This window comes from Streptomyces sp. AM6-12, from assembly GCF_044327085.1.
GTDB lineage: Bacteria > Actinomycetota > Actinomycetes > Streptomycetales > Streptomycetaceae > Streptomyces.
This window is the reverse complement of the sequence record NZ_JBIQWN010000002.1, coordinates 940,563-961,788: the sequence shown is the minus strand read 5'-3', so window position 1 is coordinate 961,788 and position 21,226 is coordinate 940,563. Positions and strand designations below refer to the sequence as shown.

General features: G+C 71.9%; 20 protein-coding genes and 2 pseudogenes. 12 read left to right on the top strand and 10 right to left on the bottom strand.

Annotation, left to right across the window (positions count from 1 at the left end):
* Positions 1-77: 77 nt before the first annotated feature.
* Positions 78-989 carry an aldo/keto reductase gene (locus ACE4Q9_RS32725; protein WP_397988123.1) on the bottom strand — a complete coding sequence of 304 codons (912 nt, stop codon included), beginning with the start codon at positions 987-989 and terminating at the stop codon, positions 78-80.
* An 82-nt stretch (positions 990-1,071) separates the two neighbouring features.
* Between ACE4Q9_RS32725 and ACE4Q9_RS32720 the strand changes: the two genes are divergently transcribed.
* On the top strand, positions 1,072-2,046 hold the full coding sequence (locus ACE4Q9_RS32720) for an ArsR/SmtB family transcription factor (protein ID WP_397988303.1): 975 nt from the start codon (positions 1,072-1,074) through the stop codon (positions 2,044-2,046).
* A 103-nt stretch (positions 2,047-2,149) separates the two neighbouring features.
* On the top strand, positions 2,150-2,461 hold the full coding sequence (locus ACE4Q9_RS32715) for a hypothetical protein (RefSeq protein WP_397988122.1): 312 nt from the start codon (positions 2,150-2,152) through the stop codon (positions 2,459-2,461).
* 381 nt (positions 2,462-2,842) lie between these two features.
* Here the strand turns inward: ACE4Q9_RS32715 and ACE4Q9_RS32710 are convergent.
* Together ACE4Q9_RS32710 and ACE4Q9_RS32705 are read right to left on the bottom strand one after the other, a co-directional pair.
* Positions 2,843-3,196, bottom strand: a pseudogene (locus tag ACE4Q9_RS32710) (RNA polymerase subunit sigma-24); the annotation flags it as partial.
* Between the two features lie 28 nt (positions 3,197-3,224).
* Positions 3,225-3,446, bottom strand: a pseudogene (locus ACE4Q9_RS32705) (hypothetical protein); the annotation flags it as partial.
* Positions 3,447-3,623: 177 nt separating this feature from the next.
* Between ACE4Q9_RS32705 and ACE4Q9_RS32700 the strand changes: the two are divergent.
* Together ACE4Q9_RS32700 and ACE4Q9_RS32695 are read left to right on the top strand one after the other, a co-directional pair.
* Complete coding sequence (locus tag ACE4Q9_RS32700) at positions 3,624-4,130, top strand: cysteine hydrolase family protein (RefSeq protein WP_397988302.1); 507 nt, start codon at positions 3,624-3,626, stop codon at positions 4,128-4,130.
* Between the two features lie 230 nt (positions 4,131-4,360).
* On the top strand, positions 4,361-4,753 hold the full coding sequence (locus tag ACE4Q9_RS32695; RefSeq protein WP_397988121.1) for a VOC family protein: 393 nt from the start codon (positions 4,361-4,363) through the stop codon (positions 4,751-4,753).
* 10 nt (positions 4,754-4,763) lie between these two features.
* Here ACE4Q9_RS32695 and ACE4Q9_RS32690 read toward each other — a convergent pair whose 3' ends face one another.
* Complete coding sequence (locus ACE4Q9_RS32690) at positions 4,764-5,558, bottom strand: alpha/beta fold hydrolase (RefSeq protein ID WP_397988120.1); 795 nt, start codon at positions 5,556-5,558, stop codon at positions 4,764-4,766.
* Between the two features lie 143 nt (positions 5,559-5,701).
* Here ACE4Q9_RS32690 and ACE4Q9_RS32685 point away from each other — a divergent pair, with 143 nt between their 5' ends.
* The gene (locus ACE4Q9_RS32685) at positions 5,702-6,604 is read left to right on the top strand and encodes a helix-turn-helix domain-containing protein (protein WP_397988119.1); all 903 of its coding nucleotides are present in this window, start codon (positions 5,702-5,704) and stop codon (positions 6,602-6,604) included.
* A 40-nt stretch (positions 6,605-6,644) separates the two neighbouring features.
* Here ACE4Q9_RS32685 and ACE4Q9_RS32680 read toward each other — a convergent pair whose 3' ends face one another.
* On the bottom strand, positions 6,645-7,106 hold the full coding sequence (locus ACE4Q9_RS32680) for a MarR family winged helix-turn-helix transcriptional regulator (RefSeq protein WP_397988118.1): 462 nt from the start codon (positions 7,104-7,106) through the stop codon (positions 6,645-6,647).
* Positions 7,107-7,199: 93 nt separating this feature from the next.
* On the opposite strand from ACE4Q9_RS32680, the gene ACE4Q9_RS32675 reads away from it, so the two are divergent.
* The 4 genes from ACE4Q9_RS32675 (at position 7,200) to ACE4Q9_RS32660 (ending at position 10,122) form a co-directional block, all read left to right on the top strand.
* Entirely contained in the window at positions 7,200-7,571 is a 372-nt protein-coding gene (locus ACE4Q9_RS32675; RefSeq protein WP_397988117.1) for a VOC family protein, read from the top strand.
* A gap of 45 nt (positions 7,572-7,616) precedes the next feature.
* A complete protein-coding gene (locus tag ACE4Q9_RS32670) occupies positions 7,617-7,901 on the top strand; it encodes a hypothetical protein (RefSeq protein WP_397988116.1) in 285 nt (94 codons plus the stop codon).
* A 377-nt stretch (positions 7,902-8,278) separates the two neighbouring features.
* Complete coding sequence (locus ACE4Q9_RS32665) at positions 8,279-9,034, top strand: hypothetical protein (protein WP_397988115.1); 756 nt, start codon at positions 8,279-8,281, stop codon at positions 9,032-9,034.
* A gap of 272 nt (positions 9,035-9,306) precedes the next feature.
* The gene (locus tag ACE4Q9_RS32660) at positions 9,307-10,122 is read left to right on the top strand and encodes a DeoR/GlpR family DNA-binding transcription regulator (protein ID WP_397988114.1); all 816 of its coding nucleotides are present in this window, start codon (positions 9,307-9,309) and stop codon (positions 10,120-10,122) included.
* 54 nt (positions 10,123-10,176) lie between these two features.
* Here the strand turns inward: ACE4Q9_RS32660 and ACE4Q9_RS32655 are convergent, their stop codons facing one another.
* From ACE4Q9_RS32655 to ACE4Q9_RS32645, 3 genes are all read right to left on the bottom strand, one after another.
* A complete protein-coding gene (locus tag ACE4Q9_RS32655) occupies positions 10,177-13,053 on the bottom strand; it encodes a LuxR C-terminal-related transcriptional regulator (RefSeq protein ID WP_397988113.1) in 2,877 nt (958 codons plus the stop codon).
* Between the two features lie 268 nt (positions 13,054-13,321).
* Positions 13,322-14,698, bottom strand: coding sequence for a ricin-type beta-trefoil lectin domain protein (locus tag ACE4Q9_RS32650; RefSeq protein ID WP_397988112.1), 1,377 nt, complete (start codon positions 14,696-14,698; stop codon positions 13,322-13,324).
* A gap of 120 nt (positions 14,699-14,818) precedes the next feature.
* Positions 14,819-16,135 (bottom strand): spherulation-specific family 4 protein, encoded by a 1,317-nt coding sequence (locus tag ACE4Q9_RS32645; protein WP_397988111.1) that lies wholly within the window; start codon positions 16,133-16,135, stop codon positions 14,819-14,821.
* A 360-nt stretch (positions 16,136-16,495) separates the two neighbouring features.
* Between ACE4Q9_RS32645 and ACE4Q9_RS32640 the strand changes: the two genes are divergently transcribed.
* Positions 16,496-17,557, top strand: a complete 1,062-nt coding sequence (locus tag ACE4Q9_RS32640; protein ID WP_397988110.1) for a Gfo/Idh/MocA family protein — start codon at positions 16,496-16,498, stop codon at positions 17,555-17,557.
* 92 nt (positions 17,558-17,649) lie between these two features.
* On the opposite strand, the gene ACE4Q9_RS32635 is transcribed toward ACE4Q9_RS32640, so the two are convergent.
* The gene (locus ACE4Q9_RS32635; protein WP_397988109.1) at positions 17,650-18,189 is read right to left on the bottom strand and encodes a GNAT family N-acetyltransferase; all 540 of its coding nucleotides are present in this window, start codon (positions 18,187-18,189) and stop codon (positions 17,650-17,652) included.
* A gap of 190 nt (positions 18,190-18,379) precedes the next feature.
* On the opposite strand from ACE4Q9_RS32635, the gene ACE4Q9_RS32630 reads away from it, so the two are divergent.
* Positions 18,380-19,543 carry a CapA family protein gene (locus tag ACE4Q9_RS32630; RefSeq protein ID WP_397988301.1) on the top strand — a complete coding sequence of 388 codons (1,164 nt, stop codon included), beginning with the start codon at positions 18,380-18,382 and terminating at the stop codon, positions 19,541-19,543.
* Positions 19,544-19,573: 30 nt separating this feature from the next.
* Here the strand turns inward: ACE4Q9_RS32630 and ACE4Q9_RS32625 are convergent, their stop codons facing one another.
* Complete coding sequence (locus ACE4Q9_RS32625; protein WP_397988300.1) at positions 19,574-20,587, bottom strand: YihY/virulence factor BrkB family protein; 1,014 nt, start codon at positions 20,585-20,587, stop codon at positions 19,574-19,576.
* Positions 20,588-20,849: 262 nt separating this feature from the next.
* Here ACE4Q9_RS32625 and ACE4Q9_RS32620 point away from each other — a divergent pair, with 262 nt between their 5' ends.
* The gene (locus ACE4Q9_RS32620; RefSeq protein WP_397988108.1) at positions 20,850-21,113 is read left to right on the top strand and encodes a GlsB/YeaQ/YmgE family stress response membrane protein; all 264 of its coding nucleotides are present in this window, start codon (positions 20,850-20,852) and stop codon (positions 21,111-21,113) included.
* Positions 21,114-21,226: the final 113 nt, after the last annotated feature.

Here is a 21,226-nt window from a genome sequence, read left to right as displayed (position 1 = left end):
GACAAGGCCGGTGCGCATTTGACCGAGTTGGACTACCACGGCGGAGGGACGAGCCGGCGGGCGAGGGCCTCGCGGGTTCACGCTGTTTCGCGCTGGAGGCCGCCCAGGGCGGTGAGTTCGGCCTCGGACAGGCGCAGGGTGCCGGCTGCCACGTTCTGGGTGAGGTGGTCGGGGTTGCCGGTGCCGGGGATGGCCAGCACATGAGGGCCGCGGTGCAGCGTCCACGCCAGCCGGATCTGGGCCGCGCTCACCCCGTGGGCACGGGCAATGGCTTGCACCTGACTGGTGTCGGTGGTCGCGGTCGCGCCGGCCTCGCGTCCGGTGCCGGCGATCGAGTAGAACGGCACGAAGGCGACGCCTTGTTCACCGCAGGCGCGCAGGAACGCCTCCTGCTCGGGCGAGGCGCCGAGACCGTACATGTTCTGGACGCAGACCACCGGGGCGATGGCCTGAGCCTCGGCGAGATGATGGGGACGGATGTTGGACAGCCCCAGATGGCGGATGAGCCCGGCCTCGCGCAGTTCGGCCAGGGCGCCGAAACGCTCGGCGATCGAGTCGGTTCCCACGATGCGCAGGTTCACCACGTCCAGGTGGTCGCGGCCGAGTTGGCGCAGGTTCTCCTCGACCTGGCCGCGCAGCTGCTCCGGGGTCGCATGGGGCAGCCATTTGCCCGAAGGGTCCCGGCCCGGCCCGACCTTGGTGGCGATGACGAGATCGTCCGGGTAGGGCGCCAGTGCCTGGTTGATCAGCTCGTTGGCCGATCGTAGGGGCGAGAAGTAGAACGCGGCGGTGTCGATGTGGTTCACTCCGAGCTCGACCGCACGGCGCAACACACTGATCGCCCGCCCGCGATCGCTCGGACTGGCGCCCGCCGCGAACGCCGCGCCGTTCTGCGTCAGGCGCATCGCGCCGAACCCGATCCGGTTGACCACCAGGTCACCGAGTGTCCAACTGCCTGCTGCCGCTGCGGTGATCGTCTCTGCTGTCATGCCGGGATGATCGCCGCACATTAAGCTGGTGCACCATTGATTAAGGCATATGTGAATCCTTGGAGCAGTTGGCGTGGCGGAGCTGGCGTTCTCGACGAGTGATCTGGCGCAGATGCGGTTCGCCGTCTCGCCGATGTGGGAGATCACGCCCAGCTTCCGGCTGCTGAACTCCGCCGCCAGGCATCCGGTGCACCACATCTGGGTGGAGCAGGTACGACCGCGACTGGCGACCGCCGGAGCGGCCCTGGGCTGGCTCGCCGAGCTCATCCCACCCTCGGGATACGTTCCCGACTTCCTCAACCCCGCACCCGCCGGCCCGGCTCCGGCGCTGGCGACGGAGCTGGCCGCGATCCGGGCCGCTCCCGTCGACCGGGTACGGCGCGACCTCGATCACCTGACCCGTCACCAGGGGGGTCTCGGCCCTCGGCTGCAAGCTCTGTACGCCGACCCGGGGGCCCGGCTGGCCAAGGTCGCCGAAGCGATCGAGAACTACTGGAAGCTGGCAGTCGCCCCCTACTGGGCCCGGATCCGCGCCGTGCTCAACGCCGACGTCTACTACCGCGCCCGCCAAGTCGCCGAGCACGGCGCCAGCCACCTCTTCAACGACCTGCACGCCGCGGTGGTCTGGGACGACAACGCATTGCGGCTGGCTCGCCGCAAGCAACCGCTGTCCCGCAAGACGGCAGGCGCGGGGCTGGTACTGATTCCATCGGTCTTCAGCGGACGCCTGCGCACCCGCGTGGCACTGCCCGACCCGCCGCAACTCGCCTATCCGGCGCGGGGCGTCGGCTCGCTGTGGGAATCCCGGCCCGTCGGCAGGACCGATGCGTTGGCCGGCGTACTCGGCCGCTCGCGGACCCTGTTGCTGACCGAACTGGAGACTCCGGCCTCCACCACCGAGCTGGCACGCCGTACCGGGCTCTCCGCAGCCGCGGTGTCCCAGTGTCTGACCGCGCTGCGCGACGCGGGTCTGGTCAGCGCCCACCGCGCCGGCCGCTCCGTCCTCTACGCCCGCACCGCCGCCGCCGAGACCCTCCTCGAAGCCGCCTCCGGCTGAGGTCGCGGAGTCAACGCCGAAGGGTTCGGCCGCCCGGACGCGCTCCGCCGAGCCGAGGCTCGACGGCTCCGCCGAGGGTTCGGCACTGCCCGACGGGACCACGGTGAGCGTCGATCCAGCGGGCGATGGCCGGCTCCTTCGGCTGCGGACAGGTTCGATTCTCGACGTCGACGTCGGCGACGGGGACTGGCGGGAAAGTTCGCCGCTCGGGCGACCGGTCGCCGCGGCCGGCGGCTGGCAGGGGGGCATGTTCGTCGCCGAGATCTACGTCATCACCACACCGCACCGCCTGCGGCTGTCGGTCGACGCCCGCGCGGGCGCGGCGGTGGCGACGTGGAACATCATGCCGCTGACCAGCCCGAGTCTGGTGGCGCACTCGCGGTCGCCGCTGATGACACGAACCGACGTCGCGTAGTGCAGCCCGGCTCCGGCAGCCGGACGAGGACGTGGCCGCGTCCGCCTGCCGGGTGTCTTTCCTGCGGGAGCCCGAGGAGCGGTTTGCGCACCCGGTTCCCGACACGGCGGCGGCCGGACTCGCCTCCGCAACACGGGTGTTCCCGGCGGCGGTGCACGGGTGCGTCGGGCCCGCCCGGGTCTCGGGCACCTCTTACCGGCTGTTCCCCGGAGCGGGCGACGCCGCGGGGAACCTGGACCGTGTGGCCGTCGGGGATCTGGTCGCCGGGCTGGGCACCGCCTCCGCTCCGGCAGGCGCACTGCCGGCGTCCTGACGGGCCTGCCGCGCGTTCGCCGGAACCGGCCCCGGATGGTCGTCGGGGCGGATGCGCAGGGTGAGCTGTCAGCGGCGGAGCAGCGTGTTGAGCCGTGCGGCCTGGCGGGTCAGATGGTCGCGCTCGGCGAGGTTCGGTGCCGTACGGGCCGCCTCGGCGTACAGCCGTGCCGCCGTCGCCAGGTCACCGTCGCGCTCGTGGAGGTACGCGGCCACCGCGGTGTGGCGGGGCAAGGAGTCGTCCAGCGCCGCGAGCGCCGCCAGCCCCGCGCGCGGACCGTCGGCCTCGCCCACGGCGACCGCGCGGTTGAGCCGGACGACCGGGTTGCCGGTCAGGCGCACGAGCTCGTCGTACCACTCGACGATCTGCACCCAGTCGGTCTCCTCGGCGGTGGACGCGTCGGCGTGCAGTGCCGCGATGGCGCGTACCCCCCGTGCTCGCGCCCTCGGAGGTGACCGGCGGGCGCCCCTCGCCGTCGTACCGGACCCACATCCCCTCGGGGGCGAGTGCCTGGCCGTCGACGAACTCGCCGGTCTGTTCCAGCCGGGCGGCGAAGTCGTTCATGTACTGGATGTGCGCGGAGATCTCCTCCGGCGTCCACTGGTCCATGGGCACGTCGTTGACCGCTGCCGGGGCGCCGCGGTAGTGCTTGAGCAGCAGGTACTTGGCCATCGTGTCTCTCCTGGGTGCTGGTGCGATCCATTGTCGTCGCGTTCGGTACGGGGACGGAGCCGGGCACGGATTCTCGACATCGCCGTCCGGTTCCTTTGAGCCGGTTGCCGCACCCGCCGGATGGGGAACCCGGTCGGCGTGAACGCTGAGAAAAGGACCGCGCTGCTGGTCATCGACATGATCAACACGTACGACCACAAGGACGCCGACCTGCTGATTCCGTCGGCTCGGACCGTCGTACCGGTGGTGGCGGACCTCTTGCGGCGCGCGCGGGACCTCTCGGCGCCGGTGATCTACGTGAACGACAACTTCGGTGAGTGGCGATCGCATCACGGTGAGTTGCTGGAGCATGCTCTGCGCGGGCCGCACAGCGACCTGGTGGAGCCCTTGAAGCCGGACGGCGACTCCCTCTTCGTCGTGAAGGCGCGACACTCCGTCTTCTTCGAGACCCCCCTGGAATACCTGCTGCGGCAGCAGAACATCGACCGGCTGGTGCTCACCGGGCAGGTGACCGAGCAGTGCGTGCTCTACTCGGCTCTCGACGCCCACATCCGTCACTTCGACGTGATCGTTCCCAGGGACGCCCTAGCGCACATCCACGAGGACCTGGCGCGGGCCGCGCTGCGGATGATGGAGCGGAACATGGGCGCGCGCGTGTGCTCGAGCCGGGATCTGTGGCAGTGACCGGCTTCGACGGGTGAGCAGCGACGCCCGACACGGCGGCGACGCCCGCTCAGCCGGTCGAGGTGCCCCGGTGGAAGTACAGCCGCCGGCCCGTCTCCGCCTGCCGCCACAAGGAGCTCCGCCATGCCCGACGGCCCTGAGCTTCGGCGGACACCGAACCGTTGCCCGCCGCCGACTGAATCGGGCGGGCGGGGATATCCGCTAAGGCAGGTCGTTCACCGGGAGGAAGCATGGCATTGGTGAAGGCGGGCGTCGTGGTCCTCGACTGCGCCGAGCCCGAGAAACTCTCCGTGTTCTACAAGGAGTTCCTGGAGGGCGAGCGGACGGATGTGTCGGCGAACCTCGTGGAGATCCGGGGCGCCGACGGCATGCGGCTGGCCTTCCGCCGTGATGTGAACGCCACTTCGCCCAGCTGGCCGCGTCCGGAGAACTCCCTCCAGGCCCATCTGGTCTTCCTGGTGGAGGACATGGACGAGGCCGAGCGGCGCGTGGTGGGGCTCGGGGGCCGGCCGATCGCGACACGGGACGCGGCGGGGCCGTACGAGGAACGCGGTTACACCGACCCGGCGGGCCACTCCTTCACCCTGCGCCTGGTGCCGATCACGGCGCCCAAGCAGGGCTGAGGGCCGGGGCTCACGACACCCCGAGGATGTCCCCGAGGGCGGTCGCGACGGCTTCGGGGGCCTCCACGGGGAGCAGGTGGCCGGCGGTGGGGACGGTGGTGAGGGTCGCGTGCGGGATGTGCGGCAGGAGGTGCTCGCGCAGGACATGCGGCGGTTCCACCACGTCGTTCTCCCCGGCCAGCACGGTCACCGGGACCGCGATGGCGCGGGCGGCGCGGGTGATGTCCTGCGCGATGCCGTGCAGCGGCCACTCCCGCCGCGCCTCGGGCCCGGTGGCGAGGCTGTCGCGCACCGCGGTGGCCAGCACCGCCTCCGGCAGCGGCGTGGCGGTCAGGACACGGTCGAGGGCGTACCGCACGGACTCGGGTGTGTCGTACGCGTGGGACAGCCCCTGTCGGTACTCCGCGGTCACCGTGGTCGGCGGCTCGGGCGGTGCGGGCGCGACGAGGACAAGGCCGGCCAGACCGGACGGCTCGCGGGCCGCGAGGAGCTGGCTCACCTTGCCGCCCATCGAGTGGCCGACGAGGACGTACGGCCCCGGCGCACACGCCGCCACCACGCACGCCAGATCGTCGGCGAGCCGCTCCAGGTCGTAGGGGCCGGGCAGCGTCCGCGAGGCGCCCCAGCCGCGTTGGTCGAAGCGGACCGTCGACTGGCCGGGCGACAGACTGCGGAGCACCGCGTCCCACGTGTCCGCGGAGCCGCCCCAGTAGTGGACGAACACCAGGGTCGGTCCGGTACGGCCCCCGACCCGTACCTCCAGGGAGCCGCCCGGCACCGTCACTGGTGTTGTCTTTTCCGTCATTCTCATGCCTCTCCCTTGGCCGCCCGCGACGACCGGCGTCGCGCGTGCACGACCTCGAACAAGTAGACTGACCTGCCTGTCAGGCGCACTTCGACCGTACGGCCGGTGAGAGCCGCTGCCCGGTGGAAAGAGGCACGGTGCTTGTGAAAAGCGGACACGATGCCGTACGGCAGCTGCGCTACTCCCCCGCCGTCGGTTCGTCCCACGGTGTGGAGGTCATCGACTTCGCCGCACTGCGCGAGATGGACACGCACCGCCGCCGCGTCCTCCCCCAGCGCCCCGACTTCCACGTCCTCGCCCTGATCGTCACCGGCACCGGCGGCCACGAGGCCGACTTCCACACCTACCGGCTGGCGGAAGGCAGCGCGGTGTGGATCCGGCCCGGCATGGTGCACCGCTGGAGCGACATCGACGCGTGCGACGGGCCACTCGTCCTCTTCCGGCCCGGCTTCCTCGCCGGATTCACCACAGCGGAGGCCGGCGCACCGGTCTGCTGGCGGCTGGCGGGGCAGCGCCTGCCCCTCGCCCTGCTAGCGGCCGAACACCTCGGCCGCGAGCACGACGCGACGGTGCGCGACCCGCACCTGGGGTCCCCCGCGCTGCTCGCCCACCTGCTGGCGGCGCTGCTCCTGCGGGTGCTTCCCGACGCGTCCGACCGCACCGACGCGCCCGTCCGCACCGGCGCGGTCCCGGCCGGCGACCGGTCCGCGGCCGTCTTCCGCGCCTACCGGGCCGCCGTCGAGGAGCATTTCACCGAGTGGCACCACGTGGCCGACTACGCTCGGGCACTGGGCTACGACGCGCGCACCCTCGCCCGAGCGACCCGTGCCGCCACCGGCACGAGCGCCAAGGCCTTCCTCGACCGGCGCATCCTGCTGGAAGCCAAGAGGCTCCTCGCGCACACCGACCTGCCGGTCACCGGCTGCGCCCGCCGCCTCGGCTTCGGCGACGCGGGCAACTTCAGCACGTTCTTCCGCCGCCAGGCCGCCACCCCGCCCGCCGCCTGGCGCGCCGCCTACGGCACAGCCGGCGCCCGCGGGGCCTGATCCTGCCTTACCCGCTGCCTCCTCGTCCGCGGCCGGGCGCTCACGTCTCCAGGGCCTCGGCCATCGAGTCGAGGTCGGCCAGGAGCGCCGTCAGCCGGCGTCCGGGGATGCTCTCGATCATGCGTTCCTCGATGGCGTACACGGCCGTGCGGGCGGCGTGCAGGCGCTGCTGTCCGGCCTCGGTGAGGTGGACGGGCAGGGCCCGGCCATGGTCGGTGCTGGTCGCCTGAGTGATGAGGCCGGCCTCCTTCAGGCCGCGCAGGACGACGTTGGCCGACTGCCGGGTGACGAAGGTGCCGCGGGCGAGGTCGGCGTTGGACAGGCCGGGCCGTTCGTCGAGGAGTTCCAGGCAGGAGTACTGCGGGACGGTCAGGCCGTGTCCGCGCAGCGCCCTGTCCATGGCGCCGCGCAGCGCGGCCGACGCCCTCTTGAGGCGGTATCCGACGTGCTCGGTGACGTCGGACATCGGGTGGGGCGACGGTACGGGCACTCGTTCTTCCATGTCAGCATTTTGACATACCGTGGGCCGGGACCTACGGTCGTCATGTCAAAGTTCTGACATACCCGTTTCGATGGGCCGACCCTTGGAGTCACCATGACCGTCACTGTCGATGGACCTGATTTCATCGCTCTCCAGGTGAAGGACGTGCCGGCCGCCGCCGCGTTCTTCGAGGAGCGGCTCGGGCTGCGGCGGGCGGAGGGCGGACCGGCGCACGCGGTCGTCTTCGCCACCAGCCCGATCCCGTTCGCCGTCCGCGAGCCGCTGCCCGACGTCGACCTGGACGACGCCGCGCGCCCCGGTCTCGGCGTCGCGCTGTGGCTGCGCACCTCCGACGCCCCGGCCTTGCGCGAACGGCTCGTCGCGGCGGGCACGGAGGACGTCAGCCCGCTGATCACGACCCCGTTCGGTCCGGCCTTCTCCTTCACCGGACCCGAGGGCTACCGGCTGACCGTCCACGGACACTGACCGGGGCACCCCCTGCCCTGCGCCCGGCTCCGCTACCGTGCCGGCATGAGCGAGCCGTTCGCACGGGGCGAGGACCATCCGGCATGCGGCATCTGCCCGTCCAAGCGGCTGCCGCGCGAGGGGTTCGTCGTGTACTCCCGCCCTTCGTGGGAGTGCCCGTTCGACCCGGCCGACGGCTTCCGCTACACCCTGGACGACCGGACGCCTGTGTGCGTCCACCCGCACAGGCTGGGGCTGGATCCGGATCGTATCGCCCCGCCGACGAAGCCGCCGCAGGGGGCCGAACCACCGCGGCGCGGCCGGTGGAGGTGGCCGCTTCGCGGCCGGTGACGGCAGAAGGGAGGCGGCCGTCACCGCGGCGCAGGCAGTGCCCGGGACCTCGGGGCGCCGGCGGGGCGCGTCCGGTACGCGGGCGGCGGACCGGGGGCCTCTCCCCTCGCGTCCAGTCGATGTCGCCGTAGGCCCGTCGTCCGTTCCTGTCAACGCGAGGGTCATGATCGATCAGGTGGTCTGCACGGTGCGGGCGCGCGCGTGGAGGATCGGCAAGTCGAGGGGCTAGCGTGTCAACTCCAAGGGACCGGGGCCGAGTTAACGGCGATCTCCCGTCTGTCCTGGCCAACCCCCCACCCGTCCGGTGGTCCGCGCGCGGCAGGCCGTAGGGCTCACGCGTCCGCGCCACCCGGCTCGCATTCCTCCGAGGAGCCCGCATGCCCCGACGTACCGCACGTGCCGTGTCCGTGGCAGCCGCCACCCTCGCGTTCGCCACCCTGGGCACGGCCCTCGCGTTCGCCGAGACGCCCCAGTACTGCGACCACGAGGTGTGCCTCAAGAACGGCACCCGGTTCGGCGCCCCGGCCGACGCCTTCCCCCAGCAGTCGCAGCCGGGTGCCGTCAGCGCCTCGCAGCTCGTCGACGACTGCGCCAAGGCACAGCTGGGCCAACTCTCCGACGTCAGCTGCGGTTTCTACCCCTACGGGGACCCCCGAGACGTCGGCTACGGCAGCTGGACCCCGCTGACCTCCGACTACGCCAACTGCTACGGCGGTAACGACGCCAACAACCTCAACTGGGCCTCTACGACCACCTACACGACGAGCAACAGCGTGACGGTCTCGGCGAGCTTCAAGGCGGGGATCGACGAGCTGATCGAGGCCTCCATCTCGACCAGCTACTCCTACACGTGGGGCACGGCCGAGGGCACCACCCAGCAGTTCTCCGCTTACGTGCCGAAGGGCTACAAGGCGCACCTCCAGCACCGCTACCAGGAGCAGCAGGTGAACGGCGTGCTGTGGATCAATTACAGCAAGACCGGCGACAAGGCGGGCCAGGGGTACGGCCACCACTACTACGCCATCACCGACTTCACCTCCACCTCTCCCGTCAAGGGGGCGGACGGCCGCGTCGACGATGTCGTGTCCCTGTCCCCGCTGACCGCCCTCACCCCCGACGAGTGCTCCGCCTGAGGCATCGCGGTCGGAAACCCTGGGGACTTTCCCTGATCCGCGCCGCGCGCGCGTCGGCCACGCTGGCTGGACGGCAGACCCCGGTGCCGCCTGCGTTCCACAGCAGCGCACCGGGGCCGGAACACGAACCAGAGACGCGGGAGCGGGCGAGTAGTGAAGTCGCGGACTGTGCGATCGTCATCAGCGACGGGTAGGGCCGAGGCACCGTGGAAGGAGCGTCACCGCCGCGCCCGCGGTGCCGTGGCCGCCCGCTCCGCCGTGCGGAGTCGCGCATGAGCGGCGTACGCCGTGACTCCCGTATCTCGGTCATCATGTCCCTGCTGGCCCAGCGCGGTGAACTGCAAGTGCGTTGCCTGCCTACGGCCCTGGGGGTGTCCGGGCCCACGGTCCGCCGCGACCTGGCCACCATGGAGGAGAGGGGCCTGATCCGGCGGTCCTACGGGCGGATCGCCGCCACCCGGCGCAGCGCCGAACCGCCGGTGAGTCTGCGGCAGTCGCAGAACAAGGAGGCCAAACGCCGGATCGGGGCGCTCGCCTCGACGCTGCTGCCCAGCGGTCCGCTGACCGTGGCGCTGAGCGGCGGCAGCACGGCGGGTTCCGTGGCGAGTTGCCTGGCCGCCCGCTCGGACCTGACGGTCGTCACCAACGGCCTGGACACGGCCACCATACTGTCGGCGCGGCAGTCGGCGAAGGTGATCGTCACCGGTGGCATCGCCCGTCCGCTCTCCAACGACCTGGTGGGCAAGCCCGCCGAGCACACGCTGCGTTCGTACCGCTTCGACTACGCGATCGTGGGTGCCGACGGCATCACCCCGACGGTGGGTTTCACCCAGTACAGCGCCAGCGGGGCGGAGATCGACCGGGCCATGCTGGAGCAGGCCACCCACCGGATCGTCGTGGCCGACAGCTCGAAACTGGGCAAGGTGCACAAGGCCAAGATCGCCGACATCGATTCCGTGCACACCGTCGTCACGGACTCGCACGCGGACGCGGAACTGGTGGCGGCCCTGCGCAGAACCGGCGTGAACACGATCCTGGTGGTCGTCCCGTCCTCCGCACGATCGTCCGGACGCGACGACCCCGCGTGAGACGGTACGGCGGCCCGGCGGGGCGCGGTCAACCGCCGGGCCGGCGGAGCCCGGTCAGTCGCCCTCGCCCTGCACGCGCCGCCGCAGCTCCCGGCGGTTGCGCACGCCGAGCTTCACGAACACGCTGCGCAGGTGATACTCGACGGTCTTGGCGCTGAGCGTCAGCGCCTCGGCGATCTCCCTGTTGGTGTAACCGCGTCCCACCAGCTGCGCCACCTCGCCCTCGCGCTCGGTCAGTCGGGGGTGTCCGGGCGTGCCGTCCGTACCGTCCGCCAGGGCGGCCTCCCGCTGGGCCGGGCACTCGGCGAGGAAGGGCCGCGCGCCGAGCCGGGTGAGGATGTCGCGGGCCACGCGGAAGTGCTCGGCGGCGGCGTGCACCCGGCCGGTGGCCTTCGCGACCCGCCCGCACCCGGCCCGCAGCAGGGCGCGCAGCAGCGGAATGTCCTGTCCGGGCGTGAGCAGCCCGGTCGCCTCCGTGTACGTGCGCAGCGCCGTACGGTGCTCACCGGCCGCCTCCGCGGTACGGCCCGCCACCCAGGCTTGGGCCACGCGCAGATGCGGATCGGCGTCGTCGCCCGCCTCCCGAAGCTCACTCAGTACGCCCTGCGCGAGGTCGGCGAGGCCGCACACGACCAGCGACTCCGCGAAGAAGGGCAGCCAGCCCGTGGCGACGATGCGGACGCGGTCGGAGTGGACGAAGCGGTCGGCCAGCAACTGGAGGGCGACCACCACGCCTTCGTGGTCGCCGCGGGCCCGCGCGTGCATCGCCCTGGCCATGGCCGTGTGGTAGTGGGGGCCCGCGAAGTCCAGCGACTGCGCCAGCCGCACGGCCTGACGCAGGGCCGTGTCGGCCGCGTCGTGCTCGCCGCGGAACGCGTGGAGCACGGAACGCAGGGACCACAGGACGGGTGCGTCGAAGCAACGGCTCTGCTCGTCCTCCAGCGCCCGGTCCGCCTCCAGCGCCGCCCGGTCCCAGTCGCCGTCCAGCAGGTGGCACATGACGAGGTGGACGGAGCCTGCCGTACCGAGGAGGCGGGCGGCACCGGGCCGGCCGCGGGCGAGCACCATGGTCAGATCGGTCGTCGCGGCCCGCAGCCGGCCGTCCGCCAGCCGGAGAACGCCCCGGATGGTCAGGGCGGGCAGCCCCTCCTCCTCGATCTCGTCGGCGTCCTCGGGCAGCGTGGCCAGCATCTCCAGGCCGGACCGCGGGCCATGCCACAGGGCCGCGCCGTAGGCCGCCAGCGCTCGTGCGGCCTGCCGCACGCCGGGCGGTACGACGACGCCGGGAGCGCCGTCACGGTCCTCGGCGCCGCCTCCGCAGGGCGCCGTCAGGTCGCCGTCCGGCGCGGCGGTCACGCCCGCCGAGGCCGCCGTGGCGTGTGCCGCTTCCCCGGCGCGGGCCGGGTCCAGCGCCTGCTCACCGTATCGCTGGGCCGCCTGACCCTGTCCCAGGATCGCGTGCGCCCAGGCCAGTTCGGCGAGTACGACGGCCCGCTGTCCGGGGTCGTGCGCCGCGAGTGACCTCCGCGCCCGCTCCAGGAGCCGTACGGCCGAGGTCAGCCGGCCCGCGGCGAACTCCACAAGGCCGAGGGCCTCGTCCCGCCACGGGCAGGGCCGGCGAGAGGCTACGGCGTCCGCGTGCCGCCCGATCTCGGCGTCCGCCCCGGCCCAGAAAAGCAGCCGCACCGCCCCGTAGAGGAGGTGGCCGGTGCGGTGGTCCTCGGCGTGCGATAGAGCCGCCGAGGACAGCAACGAGCGTGCCGCGGCGAGCAGTTGGCCCTCGGCGAGTTCGTCGGTCGCCCGCTCCAGCAGGTCGGCCGCCAGACGGCTGTCCGCCGTCTCGGCCGCCGCCACCTTGTGCGTCAGGCGCAGCCGTCCGTCGACGGCGGGCACCGCGGCCAGGTGCAGCGCGCGGCGACGCCAGGTCGGCAGGGCGTCGTACAGACCGTCGCGGAAGACCGGGTGCCGGAAGGTCACGGTGGGGACCTGCGCCACCGTCCGCGTGATGAACTCCTCGCGGGCCGGGGGCTCCAGCGCCAAGGTGCAGTCGGGCGCGCCGAGCACGGCGCTCAGCGTCGGCACCGACGCGGAGCCGCCGAGCACGGCCAGCGCTTCCAGCGCCGCGACGCTCGACGGGGGAAGGCCGCACAGCTGGCGCCGCACCGCCGCGGGCGGCAGGCCCGGCCCGGTGCCGCCACCGGCCGGGGCGTCCAGGTGCTCGCCGAGCAGTCGGGTGAGGTAGAGCGGGTGCCTCCCCGACCGCAGGATCAGACGCCGGGTCAGCGACTCGTCCGCCCGGTCGCCGAGGGCGGCCGCCACGACCGTCCGCGCCTCGCTCTCGCTCAGCTCGCCCAGACCGATCCGGGTCAGCGGGTGCACCCTGTGCAGGGCGCGCAGGGTCTGCTCGTCCCAGTCCTGGAAGTGGCGGGCCGCGAGCACCAGGCATATCCGGCCGCCGGTACGGGCCGCTTCCAGCAGGGCCCGCAGGGAGGGGCCGTCCGCCCACTGGGCGTCGTCCACGAAGAGGGCGAGCGGGGCCGCCGACGACGTGTTCAGGAGGCGTCGCAGGGCGGTCGGGAGGCCGGGCGTGCCGGGCCCGGTGTCTGTCGTCCCCCGCTGTCGTCCGGCCGGGCAGTGGTGCCGGGCCGGGTTCCTCACGGTGCCCAGCAACCGGGACAGGCAGTCGAAGTCGTCGGGCAGCCGGGCCGGTGTCGCCGCGGTGCCGAGGACCGTGAAGCCGGCCAGTCCGCCGAGCCAGTGGTGGACGAGGGCGGACTTCCCGGTGCCGGGCGCCCCCTGGACCAGGACGACGGCCGCCGATCCCGCGCGGGCGGACACGGCCGCGGCGCGCAGTGCCCGCAGCTCGTTCGGCCGGCCCGCGAACAGGTCCGCGTGCTCGGGGTGCTGGGGCGGGTTCTCTGGTGCTGTCATGTCGCGCTGGTCGTGCTGCTCTTTCCCTCGCCGCGCCGGCGCTCGGCCCGTGGTCCGGGTGCTCGCCGTAGCCGGTCACTGATGTGCGGGAGGGCCGCGCTCGCCGGTCCCGCCGCCGCACGGGGGCGCCATGCGGCGGCAGGGGAAACGGGTCAGCCACCCCGGAAGGCCAGCCTATGCCAACCGGACCGGTGTGTGTCCCGCGCCAGGTCCGGGCCCTGGCCCGGGACGGGGCACCGGCCGGTCCGAGGACCGGGGGCGCGCGCGGTCACTGGTCGTGGAAATCGCCGTACGGCGTCCACCACTTCTGGTTCGTGCCGCCCCAGCAGTCGTACAGGTCGAGATCGGAGTAGCCACTCTGTACGGCCCCGCCCGACTTGGCCTCCAGGCAGCGGCCGGAGACGGGATTGTAGATCTGGCCGTAACGGCCGAGCACCCATTGCTGGTTCAGCCCGCCGTTGCACTGCCAGAGGATCACATTGGTTCCGTTGGAGGTGTCACCGTGCTCGGCGTCCAGGCACAGGCCGTTCACCCGCAGGGTGTTGTCCCAGCCGATGTCCCAGTTCTGCGCGTCCGATCCGTTGCACGAGTACACCTCGACGTCCGCGGGATACGTCTTCTGGTTCCCGGTGTCGTCCAGGCACAGGGGCCCGTTCTTGTCGGAGTACCTGATGGCGGACTGGGCGGGGCCGCCCGGTGTGAGGCGGGCATCGATGTCGCTGACGGAAGCGGTCGTGGAGCCGCCCTCGTTGCTGCTCACGATCTGCAGGCCGCGCAGGGAGAACTTGTCCTTGGGCAGGTTCTGCGGGTTGAGGTAGTCGGCGTACTGGTCGAACAGACCGCTGACGTCGTCGGCGACCGAGCCCTTCTGGCCGTCGCCCAGCATTGCGGTGGGACTCTTCACCATGACCCGGCAGCCGTACCCCGCGTCACATGTGTGGTCGGAATTCAGCGTGTCCCACAGCACGCTGCCGGACTTCGAGCCCGAGAACCGGTTCTCGGCGTCGTAGTGGACGACCGACAACACGGCCGGCTGCCCGGTCACCGTATTGTCGAAGATGAAGTCCGTGGTGAGGATGGCGCGCTTCGTGGGGCAGGTGAAATCGGCGGTCTGGTGAACGGTGGCGTCGTACGAGACGTTCACCTGCCCGTCGCCCAGCGTGAGTTTCCTGCGGTCGGGGCCCCACCTCAGCTGGCTGTTCTGGTAGGTGTAGCCGATATTGGTCTCGCGCAGGCCGCAGTCCGTGCCGGCCGCGTTGTTCACCATGGTGACGGTCTTGGCGCCGGTCTGCGCCGAGAACGAGTATCCGGGCGTCGCGCCCCGGTCGGACACGCCCCAGCCCAGTGTGCCCTCGTCCCACGTGGGGGTGGACTGCGGCTGCGCCATGTCGCGCTGGAACTCCTTGTCCGGGGCGAAGGCGCCGCAGCCGCTGGTGTTCTCGTGCGCCGTGTCCTTCTTGGTGCTGTCGTCGTCCACGTTCCGGCCCCAGCAGTCGTGCGAGGGGCCGGGGTCGTAGAGCAGTGGATAGGAGTCGGTGTCGGCGGCCGGGGACCGGTCCGCGGGGCCCAGCAGCGGCCAGAGCAGTGCCGCCACGGCGACGAGCGCCGCCGCGGCGGCTCTGCTCCGGGTGAGTTCGAGCTTCATGAGGATGCTCCGGTGGGGAAAAGGGGTCCTGCACGTGCCGTCCCGGCGCGGGCGCCGGGACGTGCTTCCGCCGGCCCCCGCCCGGTGGGGTGGCGGGGGCCGGCGGAAGGCGATCGGGAACTAGGGCAGCGTCCACTTCTGGTTGTTGCCGCCGTCGCAGTCCCAGATGTCGAGCTGATGGCTGTCGGTGAAGAACTGGGGATCGTCCAGGCAGCGGCCCGAGCCGGCGCCGACCAGGGTGGCGCCGCTCACGTTCCACCGCTGGTTGGGCCGGCCGTTGCAGTCGTACAGGGCGACCGGGCTGCCGTTGGCGGTGGCGCCGTAGGTGACGTCGAGGCACTTGCCGTCGATCTGGAGGCTGCCGTCCGCACCGGCCGTCCACTGCTGACCCGCCGAGCCGTCGCACGGGGCGATCGTCACCTTGGCCCCGTCGGAGCCGGTGTCGCCGGGCACGTCCAGGCAGTAGCCGGCGATGCCGGACTTCACCGGCCCGCTCCTGGCGACCGAGCCGCTGCCACCGCCCGCGACCGCGTTGACCTCGTCCGACCAGTACGCGGGCAGGGTGTCCCACGGGTTGCCCCACTGCTGCCCGTCAACCGGCGTGTTGTCGTCATCGGTGACGTAGACGTACCCGGCGTTGCGCTGCTTTGACAGCGAGACGGCGTTGCGCATCTGCGACTCGCTGCCCGTCGTGTGGATCAGGTGCCAGATCTTGGACGGGTCCGCGGACGCCTCCCACGCCTGGCGGCCGTCGCTGTAACCCTTGACGTAGTCGTCATACGTTCCTTCGAAGGTCACCAGCGTGTCGGCGGCCTGCGTGTAGCACTCGTCGGGCGAAGCGCCGGGGTTCACGACGACCTTGGCGCCGGGGTCCTTGCTTTTCACATACGCCTGGAGAGTCTTGTACGCCTGGACGTAGACATCGGGATTGGAGCTGGTGCCGCAGCTGGTGAGCCCGTCGTCGAAGAAGATGCCGTCGATCCCCGAACTGCCGTACCAGCTGAACCACTTGTCGACGTTGGCCTTCGCGCCGTCGACCCAGTCCTGCACGGACGTGCCGCCGTCCGGCGCGGTCCAGCCCTTGGTGCCGAGGTAACCCGAGTCGACGTATCCGACGACCTTCGTGCCCGCGCTGTGCGCCTTCTGGATCGCCTTGGCGTAGGAGTCGTCCTTGCCGCTGCCGGGACCGGTTTGCGGGTTGGCGACCGCCAGGCCCGCGCCGGGGGCCGGGCTGGCCAGCTTGTCCCAGAGCCCGGCGCCCGAGTCGGGGGAGAAGTAGGCCGGTACCGCGATGCTCTGCTGGCTCCCGGCGGCGGACGCCTCGGTCGTCGGGGCGGCGACCAGCGCGCCGACGGCCAACACCCCACCGGTGGCGACCGCGCAGGCGCGCCTCGATACGACGGCACCGACCGTTTCGGCCAGACCTCTTGCCTTCATTGCTTCTGCTCCACTTCCGCCTTCTGGTCGGAACATCTGATGACCCGTGGAGAACGCCGAGCAAAGCGCGCTCTCTTCGTCACGCTGCCGGGCGTCAGTCAGCCGGGCGCACGGAAAGCTGTCAAGCGGCCGTGGATTTCGGCTTTCCCTTGCCCGATGCGGAATGGAGGCGGAACCCGCGGAGCATGCCGGGAAAGCCGACTCGTTTTCCGGCCGGATCCGACCGGAAAACGTTCACAGTGGCTGAACGTTTTCCCGAGCGCCTTGTCCGGTCGGGGCCGGGCACGAGACGGTCGGCGCCAAGGGGGCGCCGATCACGACGCCGTATGTTTTCGTCCGCACCGCTCGAAGAGGAATTCCATGCCGCAGACCCGACGGACCGACGAACTCATGGACGGCACCGCGCTGACCGCGCCGCGGACGCCGTCCCCGCGTGACGCGCCGGTCCTGCGCTGGGGGGTGATCGCGCCGGGCGGTATCGCCGCCTCGTTCGTCGAGGCGCTGCGCACGCACACCGGACAGCGGGTGGTGGCGGTCGGATCGCGCGACGCCGACCGGGCCCGCGCCTTCGCCGGCCGCTTCGGGATACCCGCGGCCTACGGCAGCTACGCCGAGGTCCTCGACGACGCGCAGGTCGACATCGTGTACATCGCCTCGCCGCACTCCGAGCACCACGCGCATGCCCTCATGGCGATCCAGGCGGGCAAACACGTGCTGGTGGAGAAGGCGTTCACGCGCAACGCCGTCGAAGCGGAGCAACTGACCACGGCGGCCCGCAGACAGGGCGTGTTCTGCATGGAGGCGATGTGGACGCGCTTCCTGCCGCACATGGACGTGGTCCGCCAGGTGCTCGACCTCGGTCTGCTGGGCGACGTGCTCACGGTCACCGCCGACCACGGCCAGTTCATGAACCCGCGCACGGCGTACCGCCTCTTCGCCCCCGAGCTGGCGGGCGGAGCCCTGCTGGACCTCGGCGTCTACCCGGTCTCCTTCGCCTGGATGGTGCTGGGGCCGTTCGCCTCGATCACCGCCGTCGGGGACACCACCGACACCGGTGTAGACGCCCAGGCGTCGATCGTCGTCACCAACGACGCGGGCGCGCACGGCCTGCTCAACACCACGCTGCACGCGCGCACCCCGACCACCGCCTCGGTCTCGGGAACGCGCGCACGGCTGGAGATCGAGGGTGACTTCTACGCCCCGGCGACGGTCCGCCTGGTGAACCGGTCGAACGAACCGCTCGGCTGCCACGTGCCGGTACTGCGCGAGGGCGGCCTGTGCTACGAGGCCGCGGAAGCGGCGCGGTGCGTGGCCGCCGGCAGGCTGGAGTCGGACCTCATGCCCCTGGAGGAGACGCTGAGGGTCATGCGTGCCCTGGACCGGATCCGCGCGGACCTCGGCGTCTCGTTCCCCAGCGAGTGACCCGGCCACTGTGACCGGCGCGGGGCGCGGCGGGTCGCGGACCGCTCGCGCGGCCGGCCGGGCCGGTGGTCACCGGCGGGGGCGTCGCGGACTCAGCTGGACGGCGTGTCCGGAAGCCGTATGCCGAGCCATTGTTCGGCGTCCCAGGCCGCGAACCGCTCCACCTCGGTGAACCCCAGCTTCGCGGCCAGGCGCAGCGAGCCGGTGTTGGCGCACTGGGTGGTGAGCACCACCGGCTCGCCGGGAAGCTCGTCGGCGAGCCAGCCGAGTGCCGCCGTGCACGCCTCGGCGGCGTACCCCTGTCCCCATGCCCGCGGCAGGAACAGGTAGCCGAGGTCGGCCTTGCCCTCCGCGGCCGGGCGACAGTGTCCCGTCGCTCTCCGGAGCAGGATGTGGCCGATCATCGACCCGTCGAGTTCGACCACGAAACTTCCGGGCCACCGCTGGGGCACCGCGGGCGTCTCGCGCTCCAGCTGGTCGCGCGGGCGGGGACCGCCGAGGTAGGTGTGCACCTTTGTCGAGGCGAGAAGCTCGATGAACGCCGGACGGTCCCGGCTCTCGGGCTCACGGAGCACGAGCCTCTCGGTACTGATCGGCTCAGGCGGCCAGGCAACGGCTCCGAGGACTTCCATCGGGACACAGTAACAGGCAGTCCTAACAGGCGAGTTCGGCTGCCGGAGGCGACGGCGGGCATGGGTCTGCGACGTGCCGGGCGGGTACGGAGGCTCGCGCCGCCCGAGCACGGCGAGGGTGCCGGGAACACGCCGGAGGGCGGCCCTGCGGGGAGGGTCGGGGCATGCTTCGTAGCATGAGCCGGTGATCATGTCCGGCGGACGGTGTCCCCAGCGGCGGCACGAGCGGCGCGGGCCGGTACGGCGCCACCTGCTCGCCCTCTGCCTGGCCGGGGCGGCTCTGGTGGTCGTCGCGGCGTTCGTGTTCCGTGCCGACAAGGAGAATCACCGGGTCTCCCCCGGCGCCGCTCCCGTGCGGACAACCGGGTCCGCGGTGCCCGGCGCACCGGCTCCGCGCCCTGCCGGGAATCTGCGGATCGCCGCCGTGGGGGACATCGTGATGGGCTCGCTGCCGGACAAGCTGCCGCCGGACGGCGGAGCCTCGTTCTTCGATCCCGTCGAGAGCCTGCTCACCGGGGACGTGGTGCTCGGGAACCTGGAGGGCACGCTCGCCACCGGCGGCACCAGCAAGTGCGACTCCATCGACGGCCCGAACTGCTTCGCGTTCCACGTCCCGCCGTCCTACAGCCACTGGCTCAGGAAGGCCGGGTTCACGGCGCTGAACACGGCGAACAACCACATCGACGACTTCGGGGCGCAGGGACGGCGCGAGACGTTCGCCGCGCTGCGCTCCGCGCACCTGGCGTACACCGGCCGTCTGGGCCAGATCACCGTGCAGCGGGTCCACGGGATCAGGGTCGCGCTGCTCGGGTTCGCTCCCGACCAAGGGGCGAGCGATCTTACGGACATCCCCGCCGCGAAGCGGCTCACCGCCCGCGCCGCGGCGATGGCGGATGTCGTGATCGTCGTGATGCACGCCGGCGCGGAGGGCTCGGACCGCGTCCATGTGGCGCCCGGCACCGAGTACTTCCTCGGCGAGGACCGGGGCGACAGCCACCGCTTCAGCCATGCGGTGATCGACGCCGGCGCCGATCTCGTGGTGGGCAGCGGCCCGCACGTGATGCGGGGCATGGAGTTCTACAAGGGCAGGCTGATCGCCTACAGCCTGGGCAACTTCACCGGCTACGAGGTGCTCGGCCTCGGCGGGACGCTCTCGACCAGCGGTGTGCTCCAGGTGACCCTGCGCCCCGACGGCACCTATGTGTCCGGGCGCCTGCGCCCCACACGGATCGTGGAGCCGGGGACACCGGAGCCGGGCGGCGAGGCGATCGACCTGGTCTCCGGCGTGTCGGCGGAGGACTTCGGCCCGGACGCGGCCCGGATCTCGGCGGACGGGGTGATCGAGCGGCCGTAGCCGCGTGCGGGAGCCGGGGGCCGGGGCCGTTCAGGGCGTACCGTCCGGCGGTTTTCCGTGCTTGGGGTCGGGCGGCGGTCCGAAGCGCACGCTGACCTTCTGGAACCCCTTGAAGGCTTCGGTGGCGGCGTAGGACCGGTAGGCGCGGCGGTCCGCCGGGCTCAGCCGCACCCGGTCGGTGAACGGCGTCAGCAGGCTGCGCGGCCACAGGCGCATGACCCGCACGGACGCCGCCTCGGCCGCCGCGATGAAGATCAGGGCACCGACGTAGAGCCAGGCGAGCAGGCCGAGGACGATGCCGAACATGCCGTAGGTGGCGGTGGCCCCGCGCAGCACGTGGCTGACGTAGTAGGAGCCCACCCACTGGAGCGCCTGCCACGCGAAGGCGCCGCACAGGGCGACGCCGGTGAGCCGGCGCAGCGGCAGTCGCCGCTGGGTCAGCAACTGGTAGCTCAGGAGCAGCAGGAAGGCGTTCAGGCACACGGTCCCCGCGGTCGCGGCGAGCCAGCCGCCGCCCCGCAGTCGCGCGCCGAACAGGTACGTCTGCGAGGCCGCCACCGACAGCAGGGTGGACGCGCACAGCCCGACCGCGAGGAGCAGCAGGAACAGCAGCCCCTTCAGCCGCGAGCGGAGCGGGTCCGGGCGGGCGTGCCGGGGGACGGCCCAGATCTTGTTGAGGGCGTACTGCGCGGCCTGGGCGACGCCGAGCGAACCGTAGAGGCTGCCCGCGATGCCCGCGGCGAGAGCGGCTCCGCTGCCGTGGAAGGAGTGGATGTTGTGCCCGAGCTGGTCGCCGATGACCGGGAACTCGCTCAGCGCCGAGTCCATGACCCGCTGCTGGAGGGCCGGGTCGCCGCTGAGGAAGGTGCCCAGGACGGCGACGAGGATCAGGAGCAGCGGAAACAGCGAGAGGAAGCCGTAGTAGGTGAGCAGGGCCGCGAGGTACATGGCCTGGTCGTCGTAGAACTTGTACACGACGGCGAGCGGCTGGCCCACCCAGCGGTGGCGTCTTTGGAAGCCGTCGGCGCGTTCGAGGGACCTCATGGCGGGCACGCGTGGTCTTCGGCGCCGTGCGCTGCCCGCGTACGGCTCGTGACGTGCTCGTACGGGGATCTCCGCCGGCATCCGGGTGCAGGTCGCATGGGAACCACTCTCCGGGACGTCCGCGCTTGTGGGTGCAGTGTGAGGAGTCTCCCCGCGCCCGGCAATGAAACGGTCCTGCATAGGCCGCGCCGTGCGGGATAAGCGGAAGTACGTGGGAGCCCCGCCCCTGGGGCGCCGCAGCGCAACGGAAGGAACGAACCTCGTGGGCATCATCGCCTGGATCCTGATCGGCCTCATCGCGGGCGCCATCGCGAAGGCACTGACCCCCGGCAAGGACCCGGGCGGCTGCCTGGTGACGATGCTGATCGGCATCGTGGGCGGGCTGCTCGGCGGCTGGCTGGGCAAGGTGATCTTCGGCGTCCACTCGATCAACGGCTTCTTCAGCCTCTCGACCTGGATCGCCGCGATCGTGGGTTCCGTGATCGTGCTGCTGCTCTACCGCGTGCTGACGGGACGCTCGCGCTGACCGCGCACGAAGGAGGCGGCTCCCGCGGGGGCCGCCTCCTTTGTGTGGCCGGGTGATCGTCTGTGTGGCCGGGTGATCTTCGTATGAGCGGTGATCACCGTGCGGCGGGTGAC